We start from the raw sequence: 17963 nt of genomic DNA on the forward strand, positions 1-17963 counted from the left end.
TTTTGAGGACTCGTGGAGCACTGCTTCACGGGCTATCTTCGTGCGTGTCACCCAGAACCGTCGAGTGGTCTTGGGGAACGACGCGCACGAAGCATTAAGCGCAAGCCGCTGAATGGAAGGGCAGGAGATGAGCAGCACAATCCGCGACGCCGACCTCGGCACGTCCAAGGTCACCTCGCTGCCGGCGCGCGCCGCCGCCAACACGCCCGCGCCGCAAGGCCATATTGCGCGCAATCCCGGCATGCGGCTCGATCTCGGCTTCCTGGAATCGGTGCGCAGCGTCAACCGCTCGGCGCTGGAGCGCCGCGTCGCCACGCTGACCAAACGCCGCTCGATCAAGGCCGACAACCAGGCGGCGTGGCTGCTGCGCGCCGTCGCATGCATGGACCTGACGACGCTGAACTCCAACGACACCGACGAGCGTGTGCGCCGGCTCTGCGCCAAGGCGATCAACCCGTTCCGGCGCGACATCGTCGAGGGGCTGGGCATTGAAGGCGAAACCATCCGGCCGGCCGCGGTCTGCGTCTACCACCCCTTCGTCGCCACCGCCGTCGATGCGGTCCGCGGCACCGGCATCCATGTCGCCGCCGTCTCCACCGCCTTCCCGCACGGTCTGGCACCGCTGTCGACGCGCCTGCAGGAGATCGAGGCCTCGGTCCGCGACGGCGCCGACGAGATCGACGTCGTCATCCCGCGCGGCTTGGTCTATGGCGCGAAATGGCAGGAGCTGTTCAACGAGATCGTCGCCATGCGCGAAGCCTGCGGCGATGCGCATCTCAAGGTCATCCTCGGCACCGGCGACCTCGCCACGCTGCGCAACGTCATGCTGGCCTCGATGGTGGCGATGATGGCGGGCGCCGACTTCATCAAGACCTCGACCGGCAAGGAGAGCGTCAACGCCACGCTTCCCGTCGGGCTTGCCATGGTGCGCGCCATCCGCGCCTATTTCGAGGAGACCGGCTACCTCATCGGCTTCAAGCCGGCCGGCGGCATTTCCACGGCCAAGGTCTCGCTCGACTGGCTGGTGCTGATGAAGGAAGAGCTTGGGCGACCGTGGCTGGAGCCGGAGCTGTTCCGCTTCGGCGCGTCGAGCCTGCTCACCGACATCGAGCGTCAGCTCGAGCATCATTTGACCGGGCACTATTCGGCCAACCATCGCCACGCGATGGCCTAGCCCGCGAAGTCGCCCGCCAAGAACCAAAAACCTCCTGCGGTAGGAGCGCCCCATGAACATTCTCGAACGCTATCACGCCATGGAGTACGGCCCGGCGCCGGAGGCGCGCAACGAGGCCGATGCCTGGCTCGCCGCGCGCGATTTCTCAAAGGCGCTGTTCATCGGCGGCGAATGGAAGGCCGCCGCCGGCGGCAAGACCTTCGAGACCAGCGAGCCGTCCTCGGGCAAGCTGCTGGCCAAGCTTTCGGATGCAGGTGCGGCCGATATCGATGCCGCCGTGGCTGCGGCCGCCAAGGCGCTGCCGAAATGGAGCGCCAGCTCTGGGTACCAGCGCGCCAAGGTGCTCTACGCCATCGGCCGCGCCATGCAGCGCCACCAGCGCCTTTTCGCGGTGCTTGAGTCGATCGACAACGGCAAGCCGATCCGCGAGAGCCGCGACATCGACGTGCCGCTGGCCATCCGGCATTTCATCCACCATGCCGGCTGGGCGCAGGCGCTGGACAGGGATTTTCCCGATCACAAGGGTGTCGGCGTCGTCGGCCAGATCATCCCGTGGAATTTCCCGCTGCTGATGCTGGCGTGGAAGATCGCGCCGGCACTCGCCGCCGGCTGCTCCGTGGTATTGAAGCCGGCCGAGTTCACGCCGCTCACCGCCGTGCTGTTCGCCGAGATCTGCGAACGCGCCGGCGTGCCGAAGGGCGTCGTCAACATCGTCCAGGGCGGGCCGGAAGCGGGCGCGGCCATCGTCAATCATCCCGGCATCCAGAAGATTGCCTTCACCGGCTCTTCCGAGGTCGGCAAGATCATCCGCAAGGCGACCGCCGGATCGGGCAAGAAACTGTCGCTGGAACTCGGCGGCAAGTCGGCCTTCATCGTGTTCGAGGACGCCGATCTCGACAGCGCCGTCGAGGGCCTGGTCGACGGCATCTGGTTCAACCAGGGCCAGGTCTGCTGCGCCGGCTCGCGGCTGCTGGTGCAGGAAGGCGTCGCCGATGCCTTCATCGCCAAGGTCAAGGTCAGGATGAGCCGGCTGCGCCTCGGCAGCCCCCTCGACAAGAACACCGATATCGGCCCGCTGGTCGACCGCAGCCAGCTCGACCGGGTCAAGGGACTGGTCGCCGAAGGAGCAAAACAGGGCGCCGTCTGCTGGCAGCCGGACGCGGCCTTGCCGTCTTCGGGCTACTACCACCTGCCGACGCTCGCCACCGGTGTTTCGCCGGCTAATATACTTGCCCAGGAAGAAGTCTTCGGCCCAGTGCTGGCAGTCATGAGCTTCCGCAACACCGAGGAAGCGATCGAGCTCGCCAACAACACACGCTACGGGCTCGCCGCCTCGGTGTGGAGCGAGAACGTCAACCTTGCGCTGCATGTCGCGCCGCAGCTCAAGGCCGGCGTCGTCTGGGTCAACGGGACCAATATGTTCGACGCCGCCTGCGGCTTCGGCGGCTATCGCGAAAGCGGTTTTGGCCGCGAGGGCGGACGCGAGGGCATGTATGAATATCTGGCGGCGAAGCTGCCGCTCGGGCCGGTCATCAAGGCAGCGGCTGCCGCGTCAGCTCAGCCCGTTGAACAGGCCGATGGCACTGTCATCGACCGCACGGCAAAGCTGTTCATCGGCGGCAAGCAGGTCCGGCCGGACGGCAACTATTCGCTCGCCATCGCAACCGCCAAGGGCAGGCTTGCCGGCGAAGTCGGTCTCGGCAACCGCAAGGACATCCGCGATGCGGTTTCCGCAGCCCGAGCATGCAAGGCGTGGCCGGAGGCGACCGCGTTCAATCGCAGCCAGGTGCTTTACTATCTGGCTGAAAACCTGTCCGGCCGCGCCGACGAGTTCGCCGCCCGACTCGTCCAGCTGACCGGCGTGACGGCGAAGGCCGCGCGCGAGGAGGTCGAGCAGTCGATCGAACGATTGTTCCTCTATGCCGGCCTGACCGACAAGTTCGAGGGCCGCGTGCACCAGCCGCCGGCCCGGGCCGTGACGCTTGCCCTGCACGAGCCGGTCGGCGTCGTCGGCGTCGTGGCGTCCGACAATCAGCCGCTGCTCGGCTTCATCTCGCTGGTGGCGCCGGCGCTCGCCATGGGCAACACCGTGGTCGCCGTGCCCTCGGAGCGCTATCCGCTGCTGGCCACCGATCTCTATCAGGTGATCGAATATTCCGACATTCCGGCCGGCGCCATCAACATCGTCACCGGCCGCGGCGCCGAGCTCGCCGGCGTGTTGGCCAAGCATGACGATGTCGATGGGCTGTGGGTGTTCGCCGATGCCGAGACCTGCGCCAAGGCGGAGGCCGACTCCATCGGCAACCTCAAGCGCGTCTGGAGCGGCAACGGCCGCGGCCTCGACTGGGCCTCGGACGATTCGGCCGGCGAGGCGTTCCTGCGCCGCGCCATCGAGGTCAAGAACGTCTGGGTGCCCTACGGCGATTGACACCTGACAGGTGCCGCGTTTGTCGCAGCCTTCGGGGTTGACGGGTTCACAAATGTTCTTTAACGAGAAAAAACAATTGGCCTCCAGCAGACAGCGGCTCAGGCGGGACCATAGTGTCCGCCTGGCACATTGCGTCCCGCCTGGCTGCCGCTAAAACGCTCGCGAGAACCTGGAGAGAAACGATGGCGGATCTGGCAGGCAAGGTGGTTGTCGTCACCGCGGCGGCGCAAGGCATCGGCCGGGCGAGCGCGCTGGCGTTCGCCAAGGCCGGCGCCACGGTCTATGCCACCGACATCAACGAGGCGCCGCTGGCCCAACTCGCCAAGACGCCGGGTATCAAAGCCCGCAAACTGGACGTGCTCGACGACGCGGCCGTCAACGCCGCGTTCGCCGAGATCGGCCCGGTCGACGTGCTGTTCAACTGCGCCGGCTTCGTCCATGCGGGCTCGATCCTCGAAATGAAGGACGCCGACCTCGACTTCGCCTTCAACCTCAATGTGCGCGCGATGATCCGCACCATCCGCGCCGTGCTGCCGGGCATGCTGGAGCGCGGCGACGGATCGATCATCAACATGTCTTCGGTCGCCGGCGCCGGCAAGGGCGTGCCCAACCGCTTCGCCTATGGTGTGACCAAGGCCGCAGTCATCGGCCTGACCAAGGCGATCGCCGCCGACTATGTCGCCAAGGGCATTCGCTGCAATGCCATCTGCCCGGGCACGGTCGAGAGCCCGTCGCTGCAGGACCGCATGCATGCGCAGGGGGATTACGAAGCGGCCCGCGCCGCCTTCATCGCCCGCCAGCCGATGGGACGCCTCGGCACGCCGGAAGAAATCGCCGATCTCGCCGTCTATCTGGCCGGCGCCACCTACACGTCGGGGCAGGCCTACAATATCGACGGCGGCTGGTCGATCTGACCTCAGTCCGGCGCGGTCCGGATCGAGAAGTCTGAAAATCCCGCGCGCCGGCGGCCAGACGCAGTGACCGTGCTTGCCCGGGACCGGGGCGATGGGTACGGTCCGCCCGGTTTCCGCAAGGGAGCCGTCGCTTCGGCGGAGAGTTTGCAAACGGCCACGGGCCGCAAGTAGGAGAAGGATTTAGATGAAACTGCTGCGCTATGGCGAGGTGGGGAGCGAACGTCCCGGCCTGCTCGATGCGGATGGGACCATCCGCGACCTCTCGGCCCACGTCGCCGACATTGGCGGCACGGCGCTTCATCCGGCTTCGCTGGACATGCTGGCGAAGCTCGATGCGAAATCGCTGCCGGCGGTTTCCGGCAGCCCGCGCATCGGCGCCTGCGTCGCCGGCACCGGCAAGTTCATCTGCATCGGCCTGAACTATTCCGACCACGCCGCCGAAACCGGCGCCACGGTGCCGCCGGAGCCGATCATCTTCATGAAGGCGAGCTCGGCGATTGTCGGGCCTGACGACGACGTGCTGATCCCGCGCGGCTCGGTCAAGACCGACTGGGAGGTCGAACTCGGCGTCGTCATCGGCAAGACCGCGAAATATGTCTCGGAAGCCGACGCGCTGGATTATGTTGCCGGCTATTGCGTCTCGCACGACGTGTCCGAGCGCGCCTTCCAGGCCGAGCGCCAGGGCCAGTGGACCAAGGGCAAGAGCTGCGACACGTTCGGCCCGATCGGCCCGTGGCTGGTCACCAAGGACGAGGTGGCCGACCCGCAGAACATCAAGATGTGGCTGACCGTCAACGGCAAGACGATGCAGAACGGCTCGACCAAGACCATGGTTTACGGCGTCGCCTATCTGGTCTCCTATCTCAGCCAGTTCATGTCGTTGCATCCAGGCGACATTATCTCCACCGGCACGCCGCCCGGAGTCGGCCTGGGCATGAAGCCGCCGGTGTTCCTCAAGGCCGGCGACGTGGTCGAGCTCGGCATCGAAGGGCTGGGCCAGCAGAAGCAGACGTTCAGGGCGGACGCGTAGTGTGCTTGTTCGGATAAGTTTGCGCTGCCCCTCACCCCTACCCTCTCCCGTGAAGGACGGGGAGAGGGGGACGCCAGCGCTGGAGCTTGTTCCTTCTCCCCGTTCCTCACGGGGAGAAGGTGCCGGTAGGCGGATGAGGGGCAGCGCCGACCTTCGTAGAGAATCTACTTTATGACTCTCCCATCCGCTCCGAACCGATACGTCTTCGCCGGGTCCGGCGTCGCGTAGAGCGTCGAGCCTGGTTCGGCGTTGTAGACGCCGAAGATGCGCACGGTGAGCAGCCCGGCCTTCTCGCAATCGAGATAGAGGTTGGTGTCGGCGCCAAGATGCTCGGCGTGCACCACCGTGCCCTTCCAGGCGCCTGATGTCGTGTCGACGGTCAGGTGCTCGGGCCGCACGCCGACGGTCTTGGCCGTCTCGCCGAGCTTGGCGCCGTCGATGAAGTTCATCTTCGGCGAGCCGATGAAGCCGGCGACGAATTCATTCGCCGGCGAATTGTAGAGCTCCATCGGGCCGCCGATCTGCTCGATGCGGCCGGCGTTGAGGACGACGATCTTGTCGGCCAGCGTCATCGCCTCGACCTGGTCGTGGGTGACGTAGATCATCGTCGCCTTCAGGCGGCGATGCAGCTGCGCGATCTCCAGCCTGGTGTTGACGCGCAGCGCCGCATCGAGGTTCGACAACGGCTCGTCGAAGAGGAACAGCTTCGGCTCGCGCACCACGGCGCGGCCGATCGCGACGCGCTGACGCTGGCCGCCCGAAAGTTCGGCCGGACGCCTTTCCAGATAGGGCTCCAGCGACAGCATCGAGGACGCGATGCCGATGCGGCGGTCGATCTCTGCCGCCGGGGTGCCGGCCTGCTTGAGGCCGAGGCCCATATTGTTCTTCACCGTCAGATGCGGATAGAGCGCATAGGTCTGGAAGACCATGGCTATGCCGCGCTTGGCGGGCGGCGTGACGGAGACGTCCTGGCCATCGATGACCACCCGGCCGGAGGTCGAATCCTCAAGCCCGGCGATGACCCGCAGCAGCGTCGACTTCCCGCAGCCGGAGGGGCCGACGAAGACGACGAACTCGCCGTCATTGACCTCCAGGTCGATGCCTTTCAGCACCTCGACCGGCCCGAAAGCCTTTTTCACATTCTCGATGTTCAGCGAACCCACGGCGTCGTCCCTGTTTTGACTGGTTCTAGAGTTTGACGGCGGCGCCGCTGCGCACGCTTTCGTCGGCGGCGAGGCAGACGGCGAGCGACTTGACCGCGTCGTCCATATGCCGGGTGAGGTCGATGTCCTCGCGGATGGCCTTGAGCAGGAAGGCCTGCTCGAGATCGCAGAGTTCCTGATGGCCGGGCTCGCCCTCCATCGACAGCAACTCGTCCTGTTTCGCAAACCTGCCGTCCGGCCCGGTCGCGGCGCTGTGCAAGCGGATGGTCGAGGTCTTGGTGTGAGTGTCGATGTCGTCGGACTTGATGCCTTCCTTCATGACGATCGACACGCAGCCCTTGGGCGAGATGACGTCCTTCACGAAGAAGGCGGTCTCCGAGATCATCGGGCCCCAGCCGGCCTCATACCAACCGACCGAGCCGTCCTCGAACAGCACCTGCAGGTGGCCGTAATTGTACATGGAAGGGGCGACCTCGTCGGTCAGCCTGACTCCCATGCCGCGCACTTCCACCGGATTGGCGTCGGTGATCTGCAGCATCACGTCGAGATAATGCACACCGCAGTCGACGATCGGCGACGTCGTCTGCATCAGCTGCTTGTGCGTGCCCCAGGTGTGGCCTGACGATTGCTGGTTGAGGTTCATGCGGAACACGTAAGGGCCGCCGAGCTTGCGCGCCTCGGCGATCAGCCTGACCCAGGACGGGTGGTGGCGCAGGATGTAGCCGATCACCAGCTTCCTGCCGTTGGCCTTGGCGGCGGCGACGACGCGCCTGGCGTCCGCCACGGTGGTTGCCAGCGGCTTCTCGACGAAGACATGGCAGCCGGCCTCGAACGCCCGCACGGCGTAGTCGGCATGGCTGTCGGAATAGGTGGCGATCGCGGCGACGTCGGGCTTTTCCTCGCGCAACGCATCCTCGAAGGATCGCCTTATGCCGTAGCCGGCGAGCCCGTCCTGCAGCGGCACGTCGGAGCGATTGACGAGTGCTGCGATCTCGAAGCCCGGATTGGTGTGATAGGCCAGCGCATGGCTGCGGCCCATATTGCCGAGCCCGGCGACGACGACGCGAAGGGGTTTGTCGCTCACCTGGTTGCTCCACTTTTTCTTGAGAGGGTGTCACCCCACCCGGCGCTTCGCGCCGACCTCCCCATCAAGGGGAGGTAGAGCGTTGGCGTGAACATCCTCATTGCCGAAGAAGTTGCTCTGAATAGAAACGAGGGGCGGTCGATGAAAAAGCGACGACCTTCTACCTCCCCTCGATGGGGAGGTCGGCGCGCAGCGCCGGGTGGGGTGAGGCACGGCCCCACGGAGAATTGGCGGTCCGCATTCACTTGACGGCTCCCGACGTGATGCCGCGGATCAGCTGCCGCGAGAAGATGACGTAGAGGATCAGCACCGGCAGGATCGCCAGCGACAGCGCCGCCAGGATCGCGTTCCAGTTGGTGACGAACTGGCCGAGGAAGAGCTGCGCGCCGAGCGTCACCGTCTTGGTCTCTTCAGATGGCGCCAGGATCAGCGGGAACCACAGATCGTTCCAGATCGGGATCATGGTGAAGACGGCGACGGTCGCCATCGACGGGCGCACCAGCGGCAGCACCAGCCGGAAGAAGATCGTGTATTCCGACAGGCCGTCGATGCGCCCCGCGTTCTTCAGGTCGTCCGACACCTGCTTCATGAATTCCGACAGGATGAAGATGGCGAGCGGCAGGCCTTGCGCGGTGTAGACCAGGATCAGCGCCGTCAGCGTGTTGACCAGCCCGCTCGCCACCATCAGCTGCAGGATGGCGACGGTACCGAGGCGGATGGGGATCATGATGCCGAGCGCCAGGTAAAGCCCCATCATCGTGTTGCCGCGGAAGCGGTATTCCGACAGCGCGAAGCCGGCCATGGCGCCGAACAAAAGCACGAAGAACAGCGAGGCGACGGTGACGACGAGGCTGTTCTGGAAATAGTGGATGAAGTCGCCCTGGCCGATCACCGTGGTGTAGCCGATCAGGTCGAAGGTCTTCGGCGTCGGCGGCGTCAGCGGCGCGCCGAAGATGCCCGCGCGGGATTTGAACGAATTCATGATCACCAGGATCACGGGAAACAGCGCGATGGCCGTATAGGTCAACAGGACCGCGTGGGCACCGATGGTGCGGGGAAGCGAATGGGTTGCAGTGCTCATGGCTCGCCTCCTCAGAACTGGTAGCGACGCAGGCGCGTCTGGATGAGGAACAGATAGACGCAGACGCCGCCAAGGATGATCAGGAACATCATCGTGGCGATGGCAGCGCCCATGTTGGGATCGCCGATCTGCAGTTGGAAGCCGAAGAAGGCGCGGTAGAGGAAGGTGCCGAGGATGTCGGTCGAATAGTTCGGCCCGGCGAGCGCCCCTTGCGCGGTGTAGATCAGGTCGAAGGCGTTGAAATTGCCGACGAAGGTCAGGATCGAGATGATGCCGATAGACGGCAGGATCAGCGGCAGCTTGATCTTCCAGAACTGCGCCATGCCGGTGATGCCATCGCATTCGGCCGCCTCGATCACCTCGTCGGGGATCGACAGCAGCGCGGCGTAGATCAGCATCATCGGGATGCCGACGAACTGCCACACCGAGATCAGGCTGAGCGCGGTCAGCGCATACTCTTCCTTGCCAAGCCACGGCGTGAACAGGCTTTTCAGGCCGACAAGGTCGAGCAGGTGCGGCGCCACGCCCCACAGCGGCGACAGGATCAGCTTCCAGGCGAAGCCGACGATGACGAAGGACAGGATGGTCGGCACGAAGATCGCCGTGCGGTAGAAGGCGGCGAACCTCAGCCGCGGGCTGGAGAGAAGTGCCGCCAGCAGCACGCCGATCGGGTTCTGCACCAGCATGTGGATGATGAAGAACCAGACATTGTTCCTCAGCGCATTCCAGAAGCCCGCGGACCAGTTAGGGTCGCCGAACAGCGTGCGGAAATTGGCGAGTCCGACGAAGACCTGGGACTGCTCGATGTTGCGGAACAGCGAGAGCTGCAGCGTGCCGGCAAGCGGCAGGATCATGATTGCCGTGTAGACGAGCACGGCCGGCGCCAGGAAGACGGCGATGTGCCAGCGGATCGGTCTTTTCGGTCGTGTTTCTGCGGCCATGAGTTCGGTCCCCGCCGTTCAACGTCTTGGCGAAATGGTTGACGGCAGCGCTGCCCCTCACCCTTACCCTCTCCCCGTGAAGGACGGGGAGAGGGGGGCGCCGGCGGTGCGGCAAGTCCCTTCTCCCCGTCACTATACGGGGAGAAGGTGCCGGCAGGCGGATGAGGGGCGGCGCCGTCGTTTGCGGTCGATGCTATTGAAAACCGCAGGGCCATCCACTCGGAACGACCCTGCTTGCTGCCTGAGGCTTTACTTCGCCGGCTTGTACCAGCTGTCGAGACCGTCCTGCAGCTTCTTGGCGGCCGCTTCCGGCGTGTCGGTGCCGTTGATGACATTGGCCGATTCAACCCAGGTCTCGTTCTCGAGGTTCGGCGTGCCGCGCCCCAAAATCTGGTAGGTCGAGCGGATCGTGGACTTGCACTTGCCGCGCCAGGAGACGAATTCCTGCGCCAGCGGGTCTTCCATCTTCACCGGCGTGTTGTTCAGGCTGAAGAAGCCCGGCAGCGCGTTGGCGTAAATGGTGGCGAAGTCCGGCGAGGCGACCCAGGACAGGAACTTCTTGGCCGCATCGGCGTTCTTCGACGCTGCATTCAGACCCATGCCGATGTCGGTGTGGTCGGAGATGTAGCAGGTGTCGCCGGCCTTCTGCACCGGCGGCGGGAAGGCGCCCATCTTGAACTGCGCCTGGGTGTTGAACAGCGCGATTTCCCACGAGCCGGCCGGGTAGATGGCGGCGCGGCCGAGCGTGAACAGGTTCTGGCTGTCCGGATAGGTCTGGGCCTCGAAGCCATCGCCGAGATAGGGCTTCCACTTGGCCAGTTCCTTGTAGGGCTCGACCCAGTCGGCGTCGGTCAGCTTCTGCTCGCCCTTGATCAGTGCCTGGCGGCCTTCCTCGCCCTTCCAGTAGTTCGGGCCGATGTTCTGGTAGCCCATGGTCGCGGCTTCCCAGAGGTCCTTGGTGCCCATCGCCATCGGGATGTAGGTGCCGTCGGCCTTGATCTTGTCGAGCGCGGCGTAGAACTCCTCATTGGTGGTCGGCACCTTGATGCCGAGCTTGTCGAAGGCGTCCTTGTTGTAGATGAAGCCGTGGATGACCGAAGCCATCGGCACGCAGAACGTCGCCTTGCCGTCGTCGGTCTGCCAGGCAGACTTGGCCACGGGAGAGAAATTCTCCATGCCCGGCAGCGCCGACAGATCGGCGAGATTGCCCTTCTGGTAGAGCACCAGCGACTTGTCGAACGGGCGGCAGGTGATCAGGTCGCCCGCCGAGCCGGCGGTGAGCTTGGCGCCGAGCGCGGCGTCATATTCGGTCGGCGCCGACGGCGCGAACACCACCTTGATGCCGGGGTTCTTGGCTTCGAAGGCCGGGATCAGCTTGTCCTTCCAGATGGTCAGGTCGTCGCCGCGCCAGCTTTCGATGTTGAGGGTTACGTCTTCGGCATAGGCCACCCCGGCGGAGCCGAGGATGCTGGTGCCGAGCAGAAGGGCCGTCAGTAGTTTGGTCGTCATTTTCAGTCTCCCTGTTGACCTTTTTCAGGTTCGGTTTTGATGAGAACGGGGGGCTAGCGCCCCTTGCTCCCCTCGATCGCGGAAAGGGCCGGCCGGAGCTTCCGCCCGGTCCCTTCCAGTATCTTCTCGGCCGTGTCGGCGTTGGCGGCGCCGGCGGCGAGCAGAATGGCGGTCTTGACCACGCCGCCGCTCTGTTCGAGCAGGCGCGCAGCATCGTCCCGGCCGCGCCCGCTGATGGCGGCGACGATGCGGATGGCGCGGTCGCGCAGCTTGATGTTGTCGGCGGTGAGGTTGACCATGTAGCCGTCATGGACATGGCCGAGATGGATGGCGGCCAGCGTCGACAGCATGTTGAGGGCGATCTTCTGGGCGGTGCCGGCGCCCATGCGCGTCGAGCCGGCAATCAGTTCGGGCGGCGTCTCGAGCACGATCGCGACATCGGCCGACCGGAACAGCGGCACGTCCCGGTTGTTGGCGATGGCGATGGTTGCGGCTCCCCGGCTCCGTGCGTGCTCAAGTGCGGCGACCGCATAAGGCGTCGAGCCGCTGGCCGAAATCGCGATCAGGCAGTCGCGCTCGCCGATGCCGGCGGCGGCGACGGCGGCCGAGGCTTCATCGGTGTCGTCCTCCGGCCCGCCGGCAAGGGTGCGGAAGGCCTCGTCGCCGCCAGCGATCAGGATGGCGATGCGGTCGCGCCCGATGCCGAAGGTGCCGGGCAGTTCCAGCGCGTCGGCCAAGGCCATCAGACCCGAACTGCCGGCCGCCGCATAGGCGAGCCTGCCGCCATCCTTCAGCCGCTCGGCGACGATTTCGGCTGCAGCGGCTATGGCGGGGATGGCGCCGCGCACGGCCTTGGCGGCCTCGATCTGCGCATCGGCAAGAAAGGAAAGGATGGCGTCCGGAGCCTGGATATCCAGCCCCTCGGCATTCTGGTGATGCGCTTCGGTGCGCTTCTCGGCCATCCGTTGTCCTCCAACTGACGAAACAATACCAAAAAAATACCACTTGTCCACACGGATTAACGAATTCGCCGCGCGAAATTCGCCTTGCCGGCAAAATATCGTGGTTTTTCAATAAAATACGCCTTAATCTTTTTGAAAGCGAAATTAACTCTTGGCTATTGGTATTTTATTGGTATTATCCGTCCGGAGGAGAAATCGCGTGAATTTCGTACTTGGCATCGATGGCGGCGGCACCAGCTGCAGGGCGGCCCTTGCGACCGCTGACGGCGTCGTGCTCGGCCGCGCCAAAAGCGGCGCCGCCAACATCCGCACCGACCTCACCGGCGCCAGGACCAACATTGTCGAGGCGGCACGGCAGGCCTTCGTCGCCGCCGGCAAGAATCCGGAACTCATCCCGCAAACGCCCGCCATTCTCGGCCTCGCCGGTGCCAATGTCGGCACTTACAGGCAGCAGCTCGAGGCGATCCTGCCGTTCAGCGCCAGCCGCGTCGAGACCGACGCCGAGATCGCGCTGGAGGGTGCGGTCGGGCCCAGCGACGGCGCCATGGCCATCCTCGGCACCGGCACCGCCTATATGGCGCGCAAGGCGGGCAAGTCACGCGCCATTGGCGGCTGGGGTTTTCAGGTCGGCGACCAGGGCAGCGGCGCGCGCATCGGCCGCGACCTGCTGGAGCAGACACTGCTCGCCTATGACGGCATCCGTCCGGGCTCGCCGCTGACCGAGGCGATGCTCGCCGTCTTCCGCAACAACCCCGAGGACGTCGTCGAGTTCACCACCAATGCCAAGCCCGGCGATTTCGGCGGTTTCGCGCCAAAGGTCTTCGACCATGCCGCCAAGGGCGATCTTGTCGCCAACTGGATCCTCGACAAGGCGGTTGCCGATGTCGACGCCTCGCTCGGGGCGCTCGATCTTGCCGGCAATGCGCCGCTCTGCCTGCTAGGCGGCCTGGCGCCGCTCTACGCGCCGCGGCTTTCGGCGCGCTACCAGGCGCTGCTGAAGCCGGCGCTCGACGATGCGCTGGGCGGCGCCGTGCAGATGGCGGTACGCATCTTTGCGCGCGGTTCGGAGGGTGCCCAATGAGCGCCGCCGACCAGATCTTCGCCATGCTGAAGGAATCGTCGCAGAGCGGCGCGCCGCTCTATCTGCAGCTCAGGAAGAGCATCGAGGAAGCGGTCAATCGCGGCCTGATCGGGCCGGGCGACGCGCTGCCGTCGGAGCGCGACATCGCCAGCAAGGCCGACATCTCGCGCGTCACCGTGCGCAAGGCGGTGCAGGATCTGGTCAAGGGCGGCATCCTCGTCCAGCGTCACGGTTCCGGCACCTTCGTCGCGCCGCGCATGGAGCGCGTCGAGCAGTCGCTGTCCAGGCTCACCTCGTTCACCGAAGACATGGCGCGGCGCGGCATGGTGGTGCGCTCGGCCTGGCTCGATCGCGGCCTCTACGCGCCTTCGCCCGACGAGACGATGGTGCTCGGCCTGTCGTCGAACGAGCTGGTGGCGCGGGTGGCGCGCCTGCGCATCGCCAACGACACGCCGCTGGCGATCGAGCGCGCGTCGCTCTCGGCCAGCGTGCTGCCCGATCCCGAGGCGATCGGCTCCTCGCTCTATGCCGCGCTGGAACTGACCGGCAACCGGCCGGTGCGGGCGGTGCAGCGCATCTCGGCCGCCAATCTCGGTGATGGCGATGCGCGCCTGCTGGAAGTGCCGCCGGGGGTTGCCGGCCTGCATATCGAACGTATTTCCTATCTTGCGAGCGGCAAGGTGATCGAATTCACCCGCTCGATCTACAGGGGCGACGCCTATGATTTCGTCGCCGAACTCCGGCTGACCGGGCCGGGAGAGGAGAGCCGGCCATGAGCGCGAACCCCACCCATATGCGGCGCGAGATCGAGGAGATCCCGGAGGCCACGGCCCGCCTGCTCGATGGCTCGGCCGACGTGCTGAGCGAGGCCGGGCGCGGCATCCGCGAGCGCGATCCGAGCTTCGTCGTCACCGTGGCGCGCGGCTCGTCCGACCATGCCGCCACCTTCATGAAATACGCCGTCGAACTGACCGCCGGCCTTGCCGTCGCCTCGGTCGGCCCGTCCATCGCCTCGATCTATGGCGCCAGGCTGAGGCTCGCCGGCTCGGCCTGCCTGGCGATCTCGCAATCGGGCAAGAGCCCCGACATCGTCGCCATGGCGGAGACGGCGCGGGCCGGCGGCGCACTCACCGTCGCCATCACCAACACCGCCGATTCGCCGCTGGCGCGGGCATCGGACTTTGCCATCGACATCCTGGCCGGGCCGGAGCGCAGCGTCGCGGCGACCAAGACCTTCGTCAATTCGGCGGTCGCCGGCCTGGCGCTGATGGCGCATTGCACCGGCGACGATGCGCTGCTCGCGGCATTGGCGCGCCTGCCGGAGCATTTCGAGAAGGCAATCGCCTGCGACTGGATGGCGCTGGCCGGCGCGCTGGAGACGCCGCGGTCGCTGTTCATCCTCGGCCGCGGTCCGTCCGCGGCGATGGCCAACGAGGCGGCGCTGAAATTCAAGGAGACCTGCGGCATGCATGCCGAGGCCTACAGCGCGGCCGAGGTCATGCATGGGCCGCTGGCGCTGGTCGGGCCGGGCTTCCCGGTGCTGGCGCTCGCCGCGCGCGACGCTTCCGAACCGTCGGTCGCCGAGGCGGCCGACAATCTGGCCGGCAAGGGCGCGGCTGTGTTCGTGACATCGGGCAAAGCGACCAAGGCACGGGCCCTGCCCTATGTGGCGACCGGCCATCCGCTGACCGATCCGCTGGCGCTGATCGTGTCGTTCTATGGCTTCGTCGAGGCCTTTGCCCGCCATCGCGGCCTCGACCCCGATACGCCGCGCAATTTGCGCAAGGTGACGGAAACCGTATGAGCGACCGTTTCGCCCTCACTGGCGCCCGCATCTTCGACGGCGCCGACTGGCACGACAATGCGGCCCTCGTGGTGAGCGGCGGCCTGGTCGAGGCCATCCTCCCCACCGGCGCCATTCCGACCGGTGTCGATCGCATCGAGACCGACGGCCTGCTGGCGCCGGGCTTCGTCGACCTGCAGGTCAATGGCGGCGGCGGCGTCATGCTCAATGACCATCCCGACGTCGCCTCGATCGAGACCATTTGCCGGGCGCACGCCCCGTTCGGCACCACGGCGCTGTTGCCGACGCTGATCACCGATACGCCAGCGATCACGGCGGCTGCCGTCGCGGCCGGCGCCGCGGCGGCGCGGCAGAAGGTGCCGGGCTTCCTTGGCCTGCATCTCGAGGGCCCGCATCTGTCTGTCGCCCGCAAGGGCGCGCATGACCCGGCGCTGATCCGGCCGATGACGGACGTGGACCAGGCGGCGCTGATCGCGGCGCGGAAAGACCTGCCCGTGCTGCTGACCACGATCGCGCCCGAATCGGTCGAGCCAGCGCGTGTCGCGGCCCTGGCAAAGGCCGGCCTCATCGTCAGCCTCGGCCATTCCGACACCGGCTATGCCACGGCGAGCGCCTTCGCCGCGGCCGGCGCGACGGTGGTGACCCATCTCTTCAACGCCATGAGCCAGATCGGCAACCGCGAGCCGGGGCTGGCGGGCGCGGCCATCGACACAGGCGGGCTGTCGGCCGGCATCATCGCCGACGGCATCCATGTCGATCCAGCCACCATGGCGATCGCGCTGCGCGCCAAGAAGGGGCCGGGCAAGATCGTGCTGGTCACCGACGCCATGGCGACGATCGGCACCGACATGACGTCGTTCACGCTGAACAGCCGCACCATCTACCGCAAGGACGGCAGCCTCAGGCTGGCCGACGGAACCTTGGCCGGGGCCGATCTCGACATGATCTCGGCCGTGCGCTTCATCCACCGCGTCGTCGGGCTGGAGCTTGGCGAGGCGCTGCGCATGGCTTCGCTCTATCCAGCCGAGGCGATCGGCCAGGCGCACCGGCTCGGCCGCTTCGCCAACGGCACGGCCGCCGACATCGTGGGGCTATCTGAGGGGCTGGACGTGAAGAGCGTCTGGATCGGCGGTAAGAAGGTGTTAGGGGCGTAGGCCCTCGTACCCACCGGCAATCAGGAAACCAACGTTTTCGCAATTGGCGGGTGCCCGCCGCGCATCGTCATCGAAAACTATTGGCCGTAGAGATCTCTGTAGGTCTCGCGCAAAAGGTTCTTCTGCACCTTGCCCATCGTGTTGCGCGGCAGCTCGTCGACGAAGATCACCTGCTTTGGGTGCTTGTATTTCGCCAGCCGACCCGCGATGGCGTCGAGGACATCGGCCGCGCCGATGGCCGAGCCCGGCTTGCGCACCACGATCGCAGTGACACCCTCGCCGAAGTCCGGATGGGCGACGCCGATCACCGCGCTTTCGCTAACGCCGGCAAGCGCATCGATCTCGCCCTCGATCTCCTTGGGGTAGATGTTGTAGCCGCCGGAAATGATCAGGTCCTTGCCGCGCCCGACGATATGCACGTAGCCGTCCTGATCGACGAGGCCGAGATCGCCGGTGATGAAAAAGCCGTCGGGACGGAATTCCGCCTTGGTCTTTTCCGGCATCCGCCAGTAACCCGCAAAGACGTTCGGACCCTTCACCTCGATCATGCCAACCTCGCCCTGTGCGAGCGACCCGCCGCCGTCGGGATCGGCGATGCGCAGCGAAACGCCCGGCAAGGGAAAGCCGACCGTGCCGGCGCGCCGCTCGCCATCGTAGGGGTTGGAGGTGTTCATGTTGGTCTCGGTCATGCCGTAGCGCTCGAGGATGGCGTGGCCGGTGCGCTCTCGCCAGGCGGCATGCGTCTCGGCCAGCAAGGGCGCCGAGCCGGAAATGAACAGGCGGATGGTTTTCGCCGCCTGGGCGTCCAGGCCCTGCTGCTGCAGCAGGCGCACGTAGAAGGTCGGCACGCCCATCAGCGCGGTGGCGCGCGGCAGCAGCGAGACGATGCGGGCCGGATCGAATTTTGCCTCGAACAGCATCGAGGCGCCGGCCATCAGGATCACGTTGGTGGCGACGAACAGGCCATGCGTGTGGAAGATCGGCAGCGCGTGGATCAGGACGTCTTCGGCGCTGAAGCGCCAATGCTCGACCAGCACGCGCGCGTTCGAGGCGAGGTTCTCGTGGCTGAGCATGGCGCCCTTCGAGCGGCCGGTCGTTCCCGACGTGTAGAGGATCGCGGCAAGGTCGTCCGGTCCGCGCGCCACATCGTCGAAATCCGCCTGATTTCCGGAAGCGCTTTCGGGCAGCGAACCGTCGCCGTGCTGGCCAAGCGTCGCCAGCGCCGCGCCGGACGCCTGCGCCAGCGGGCCGATATCGGCCGCTCTTGCCGGGTCGCAGACCACCAGCCGCGGTTCGGCATCGCCAAAGAAATAGCGGAGTTCCGGCAGTGTGTAGGCGGTGTTGAGCGGCAGGAAGACGGCGCCGGCGCGCAGGCAAGCAAGGTAGAGCAGCACCGCTTCCGGGCTCTTCTCGACCTGCACGGCGACGCGGTCGCCCGGCGCCACGCCGGATTGCACCAACGCATGCGCCAGCTGCGCCGAGCGCGCCAGCATGTCGCCATAGGTGAGGGATCGCCCGTCATCCGTCTGCATGAGCAGCCGCCGAGGTGCCGTGACGCGGACGCGAAAAGCGTCGAAGAGGTGATTGCTCATTGTTGCTCCCGCGTGGCGCGGCGAATCCTGAATTCGCATTGTTTCG

15 protein-coding genes are annotated in these 17963 nt (G+C 66.1%); 8 read left to right on the forward strand and 7 right to left on the reverse strand.

The window, feature by feature from the left end; translation table 11 throughout:
• Positions 1-127 precede the first annotated feature (127 nt).
• From deoC to EN857_RS02525, 4 genes are all read left to right on the forward strand, one after another.
• Positions 128-1174, forward strand: a complete 1047-nt coding sequence (deoC, locus tag EN857_RS02510) for a deoxyribose-phosphate aldolase (protein ID WP_127393232.1) — start codon at positions 128-130, stop codon at positions 1172-1174.
• A 52-nt stretch (positions 1175-1226) separates the two neighbouring features.
• A complete protein-coding gene (locus EN857_RS02515) occupies positions 1227-3602 on the forward strand; it encodes an aldehyde dehydrogenase family protein (RefSeq protein ID WP_128346084.1) in 2376 nt (791 codons plus the stop codon).
• A 182-nt stretch (positions 3603-3784) separates the two neighbouring features.
• Entirely contained in the window at positions 3785-4516 is a 732-nt protein-coding gene (locus EN857_RS02520; RefSeq protein WP_127393008.1) for an SDR family oxidoreductase, read from the forward strand.
• 184 nt (positions 4517-4700) lie between these two features.
• The gene (locus EN857_RS02525) at positions 4701-5546 is read left to right on the forward strand and encodes a fumarylacetoacetate hydrolase family protein (protein ID WP_127283411.1); all 846 of its coding nucleotides are present in this window, start codon (positions 4701-4703) and stop codon (positions 5544-5546) included.
• 164 nt (positions 5547-5710) lie between these two features.
• On the opposite strand, the gene EN857_RS02530 is transcribed toward EN857_RS02525, so the two are convergent.
• The 6 genes from EN857_RS02530 to EN857_RS02560 all read right to left on the reverse strand — a co-directional run bounded on the left by EN857_RS02530 (position 5711) and on the right by EN857_RS02560 (position 12286).
• On the reverse strand, positions 5711-6709 hold the full coding sequence (locus tag EN857_RS02530; RefSeq protein ID WP_127393009.1) for an ABC transporter ATP-binding protein: 999 nt from the start codon (positions 6707-6709) through the stop codon (positions 5711-5713).
• 25 nt (positions 6710-6734) lie between these two features.
• The gene (locus EN857_RS02535; RefSeq protein WP_127393010.1) at positions 6735-7793 is read right to left on the reverse strand and encodes a Gfo/Idh/MocA family oxidoreductase; all 1059 of its coding nucleotides are present in this window, start codon (positions 7791-7793) and stop codon (positions 6735-6737) included.
• Between the two features lie 241 nt (positions 7794-8034).
• A complete protein-coding gene (locus EN857_RS02540; protein ID WP_127393011.1) occupies positions 8035-8874 on the reverse strand; it encodes a carbohydrate ABC transporter permease in 840 nt (279 codons plus the stop codon).
• Positions 8875-8885: 11 nt separating this feature from the next.
• Positions 8886-9815, reverse strand: coding sequence for a sugar ABC transporter permease (locus EN857_RS02545; protein ID WP_127393012.1), 930 nt, complete (start codon positions 9813-9815; stop codon positions 8886-8888).
• A gap of 249 nt (positions 9816-10064) precedes the next feature.
• Positions 10065-11324, reverse strand: coding sequence for an ABC transporter substrate-binding protein (locus EN857_RS02555; RefSeq protein ID WP_127393014.1), 1260 nt, complete (start codon positions 11322-11324; stop codon positions 10065-10067).
• A gap of 53 nt (positions 11325-11377) precedes the next feature.
• On the reverse strand, positions 11378-12286 hold the full coding sequence (locus EN857_RS02560; RefSeq protein WP_127311309.1) for an N-acetylmuramic acid 6-phosphate etherase: 909 nt from the start codon (positions 12284-12286) through the stop codon (positions 11378-11380).
• 199 nt (positions 12287-12485) lie between these two features.
• Between EN857_RS02560 and EN857_RS02565 the strand changes: the two genes are divergently transcribed.
• The 4 genes from EN857_RS02565 to nagA are packed head-to-tail and all read left to right on the forward strand — an operon-like array spanning position 12486 to position 16325.
• Positions 12486-13367: an N-acetylglucosamine kinase gene (locus EN857_RS02565; RefSeq protein WP_127391739.1), complete on the forward strand. Its 882-nt coding sequence runs from the start codon at positions 12486-12488 to the stop codon at positions 13365-13367.
• Complete coding sequence (locus EN857_RS02570) at positions 13364-14143, forward strand: GntR family transcriptional regulator (RefSeq protein ID WP_127287221.1); 780 nt, start codon at positions 13364-13366, stop codon at positions 14141-14143. The genes EN857_RS02565 and EN857_RS02570 overlap by 4 nt, the downstream gene beginning before the upstream one ends.
• Positions 14140-15171 carry an SIS domain-containing protein gene (locus EN857_RS02575; RefSeq protein WP_127391740.1) on the forward strand — a complete coding sequence of 344 codons (1032 nt, stop codon included), beginning with the start codon at positions 14140-14142 and terminating at the stop codon, positions 15169-15171. The genes EN857_RS02570 and EN857_RS02575 overlap by 4 nt, the downstream gene beginning before the upstream one ends.
• The gene (gene nagA / locus EN857_RS02580) at positions 15168-16325 is read left to right on the forward strand and encodes an N-acetylglucosamine-6-phosphate deacetylase (RefSeq protein WP_135857928.1); all 1158 of its coding nucleotides are present in this window, start codon (positions 15168-15170) and stop codon (positions 16323-16325) included. The genes EN857_RS02575 and nagA overlap by 4 nt, the downstream gene beginning before the upstream one ends.
• A gap of 77 nt (positions 16326-16402) precedes the next feature.
• Here nagA and EN857_RS02585 read toward each other — a convergent pair whose 3' ends face one another.
• Positions 16403-17917, reverse strand: a complete 1515-nt coding sequence (locus EN857_RS02585; protein ID WP_127391742.1) for a malonyl-CoA synthase — start codon at positions 17915-17917, stop codon at positions 16403-16405.
• Between the last annotated feature and the right edge of the window lie 46 nt (positions 17918-17963).

It is taken from the genome of Mesorhizobium sp. M4B.F.Ca.ET.214.01.1.1 (assembly GCF_004791545.1).
Classification (GTDB): Bacteria; Pseudomonadota; Alphaproteobacteria; order Rhizobiales; family Rhizobiaceae; genus Mesorhizobium; species Mesorhizobium abyssinicae.

What these genes read in the sequence shown, in the direction of transcription:
- deoC (WP_127393232.1), top strand. Translation starts at nt 128, where the DNA reads ATGAGCAGCACAATCCGCGACGCCGACCTCGGCACGTCCAAGGTCACC.
- EN857_RS02515 (WP_128346084.1), top strand. Translation starts at nt 1,227, where the DNA reads ATGAACATTCTCGAACGCTATCACGCCATGGAGTACGGCCCGGCGCCG.
- EN857_RS02520 (WP_127393008.1), top strand. Translation starts at nt 3,785, where the DNA reads ATGGCGGATCTGGCAGGCAAGGTGGTTGTCGTCACCGCGGCGGCGCAA.
- EN857_RS02525 (WP_127283411.1), top strand. Translation starts at nt 4,701, where the DNA reads ATGAAACTGCTGCGCTATGGCGAGGTGGGGAGCGAACGTCCCGGCCTG.
- EN857_RS02540 (WP_127393011.1), bottom strand. Translation starts at nt 8,874, where the DNA reads ATGAGCACTGCAACCCATTCGCTTCCCCGCACCATCGGTGCCCACGCG.
- EN857_RS02545 (WP_127393012.1), bottom strand. Translation starts at nt 9,815, where the DNA reads ATGGCCGCAGAAACACGACCGAAAAGACCGATCCGCTGGCACATCGCC.
- EN857_RS02555 (WP_127393014.1), bottom strand. Translation starts at nt 11,324, where the DNA reads ATGACGACCAAACTACTGACGGCCCTTCTGCTCGGCACCAGCATCCTC.
- EN857_RS02560 (WP_127311309.1), bottom strand. Translation starts at nt 12,286, where the DNA reads ATGGCCGAGAAGCGCACCGAAGCGCATCACCAGAATGCCGAGGGGCTG.
- EN857_RS02570 (WP_127287221.1), top strand. Translation starts at nt 13,364, where the DNA reads ATGAGCGCCGCCGACCAGATCTTCGCCATGCTGAAGGAATCGTCGCAG.
- EN857_RS02575 (WP_127391740.1), top strand. Translation starts at nt 14,140, where the DNA reads ATGAGCGCGAACCCCACCCATATGCGGCGCGAGATCGAGGAGATCCCG.
- nagA (WP_135857928.1), top strand. Translation starts at nt 15,168, where the DNA reads ATGAGCGACCGTTTCGCCCTCACTGGCGCCCGCATCTTCGACGGCGCC.
- EN857_RS02585 (WP_127391742.1), bottom strand. Translation starts at nt 17,917, where the DNA reads ATGAGCAATCACCTCTTCGACGCTTTTCGCGTCCGCGTCACGGCACCT.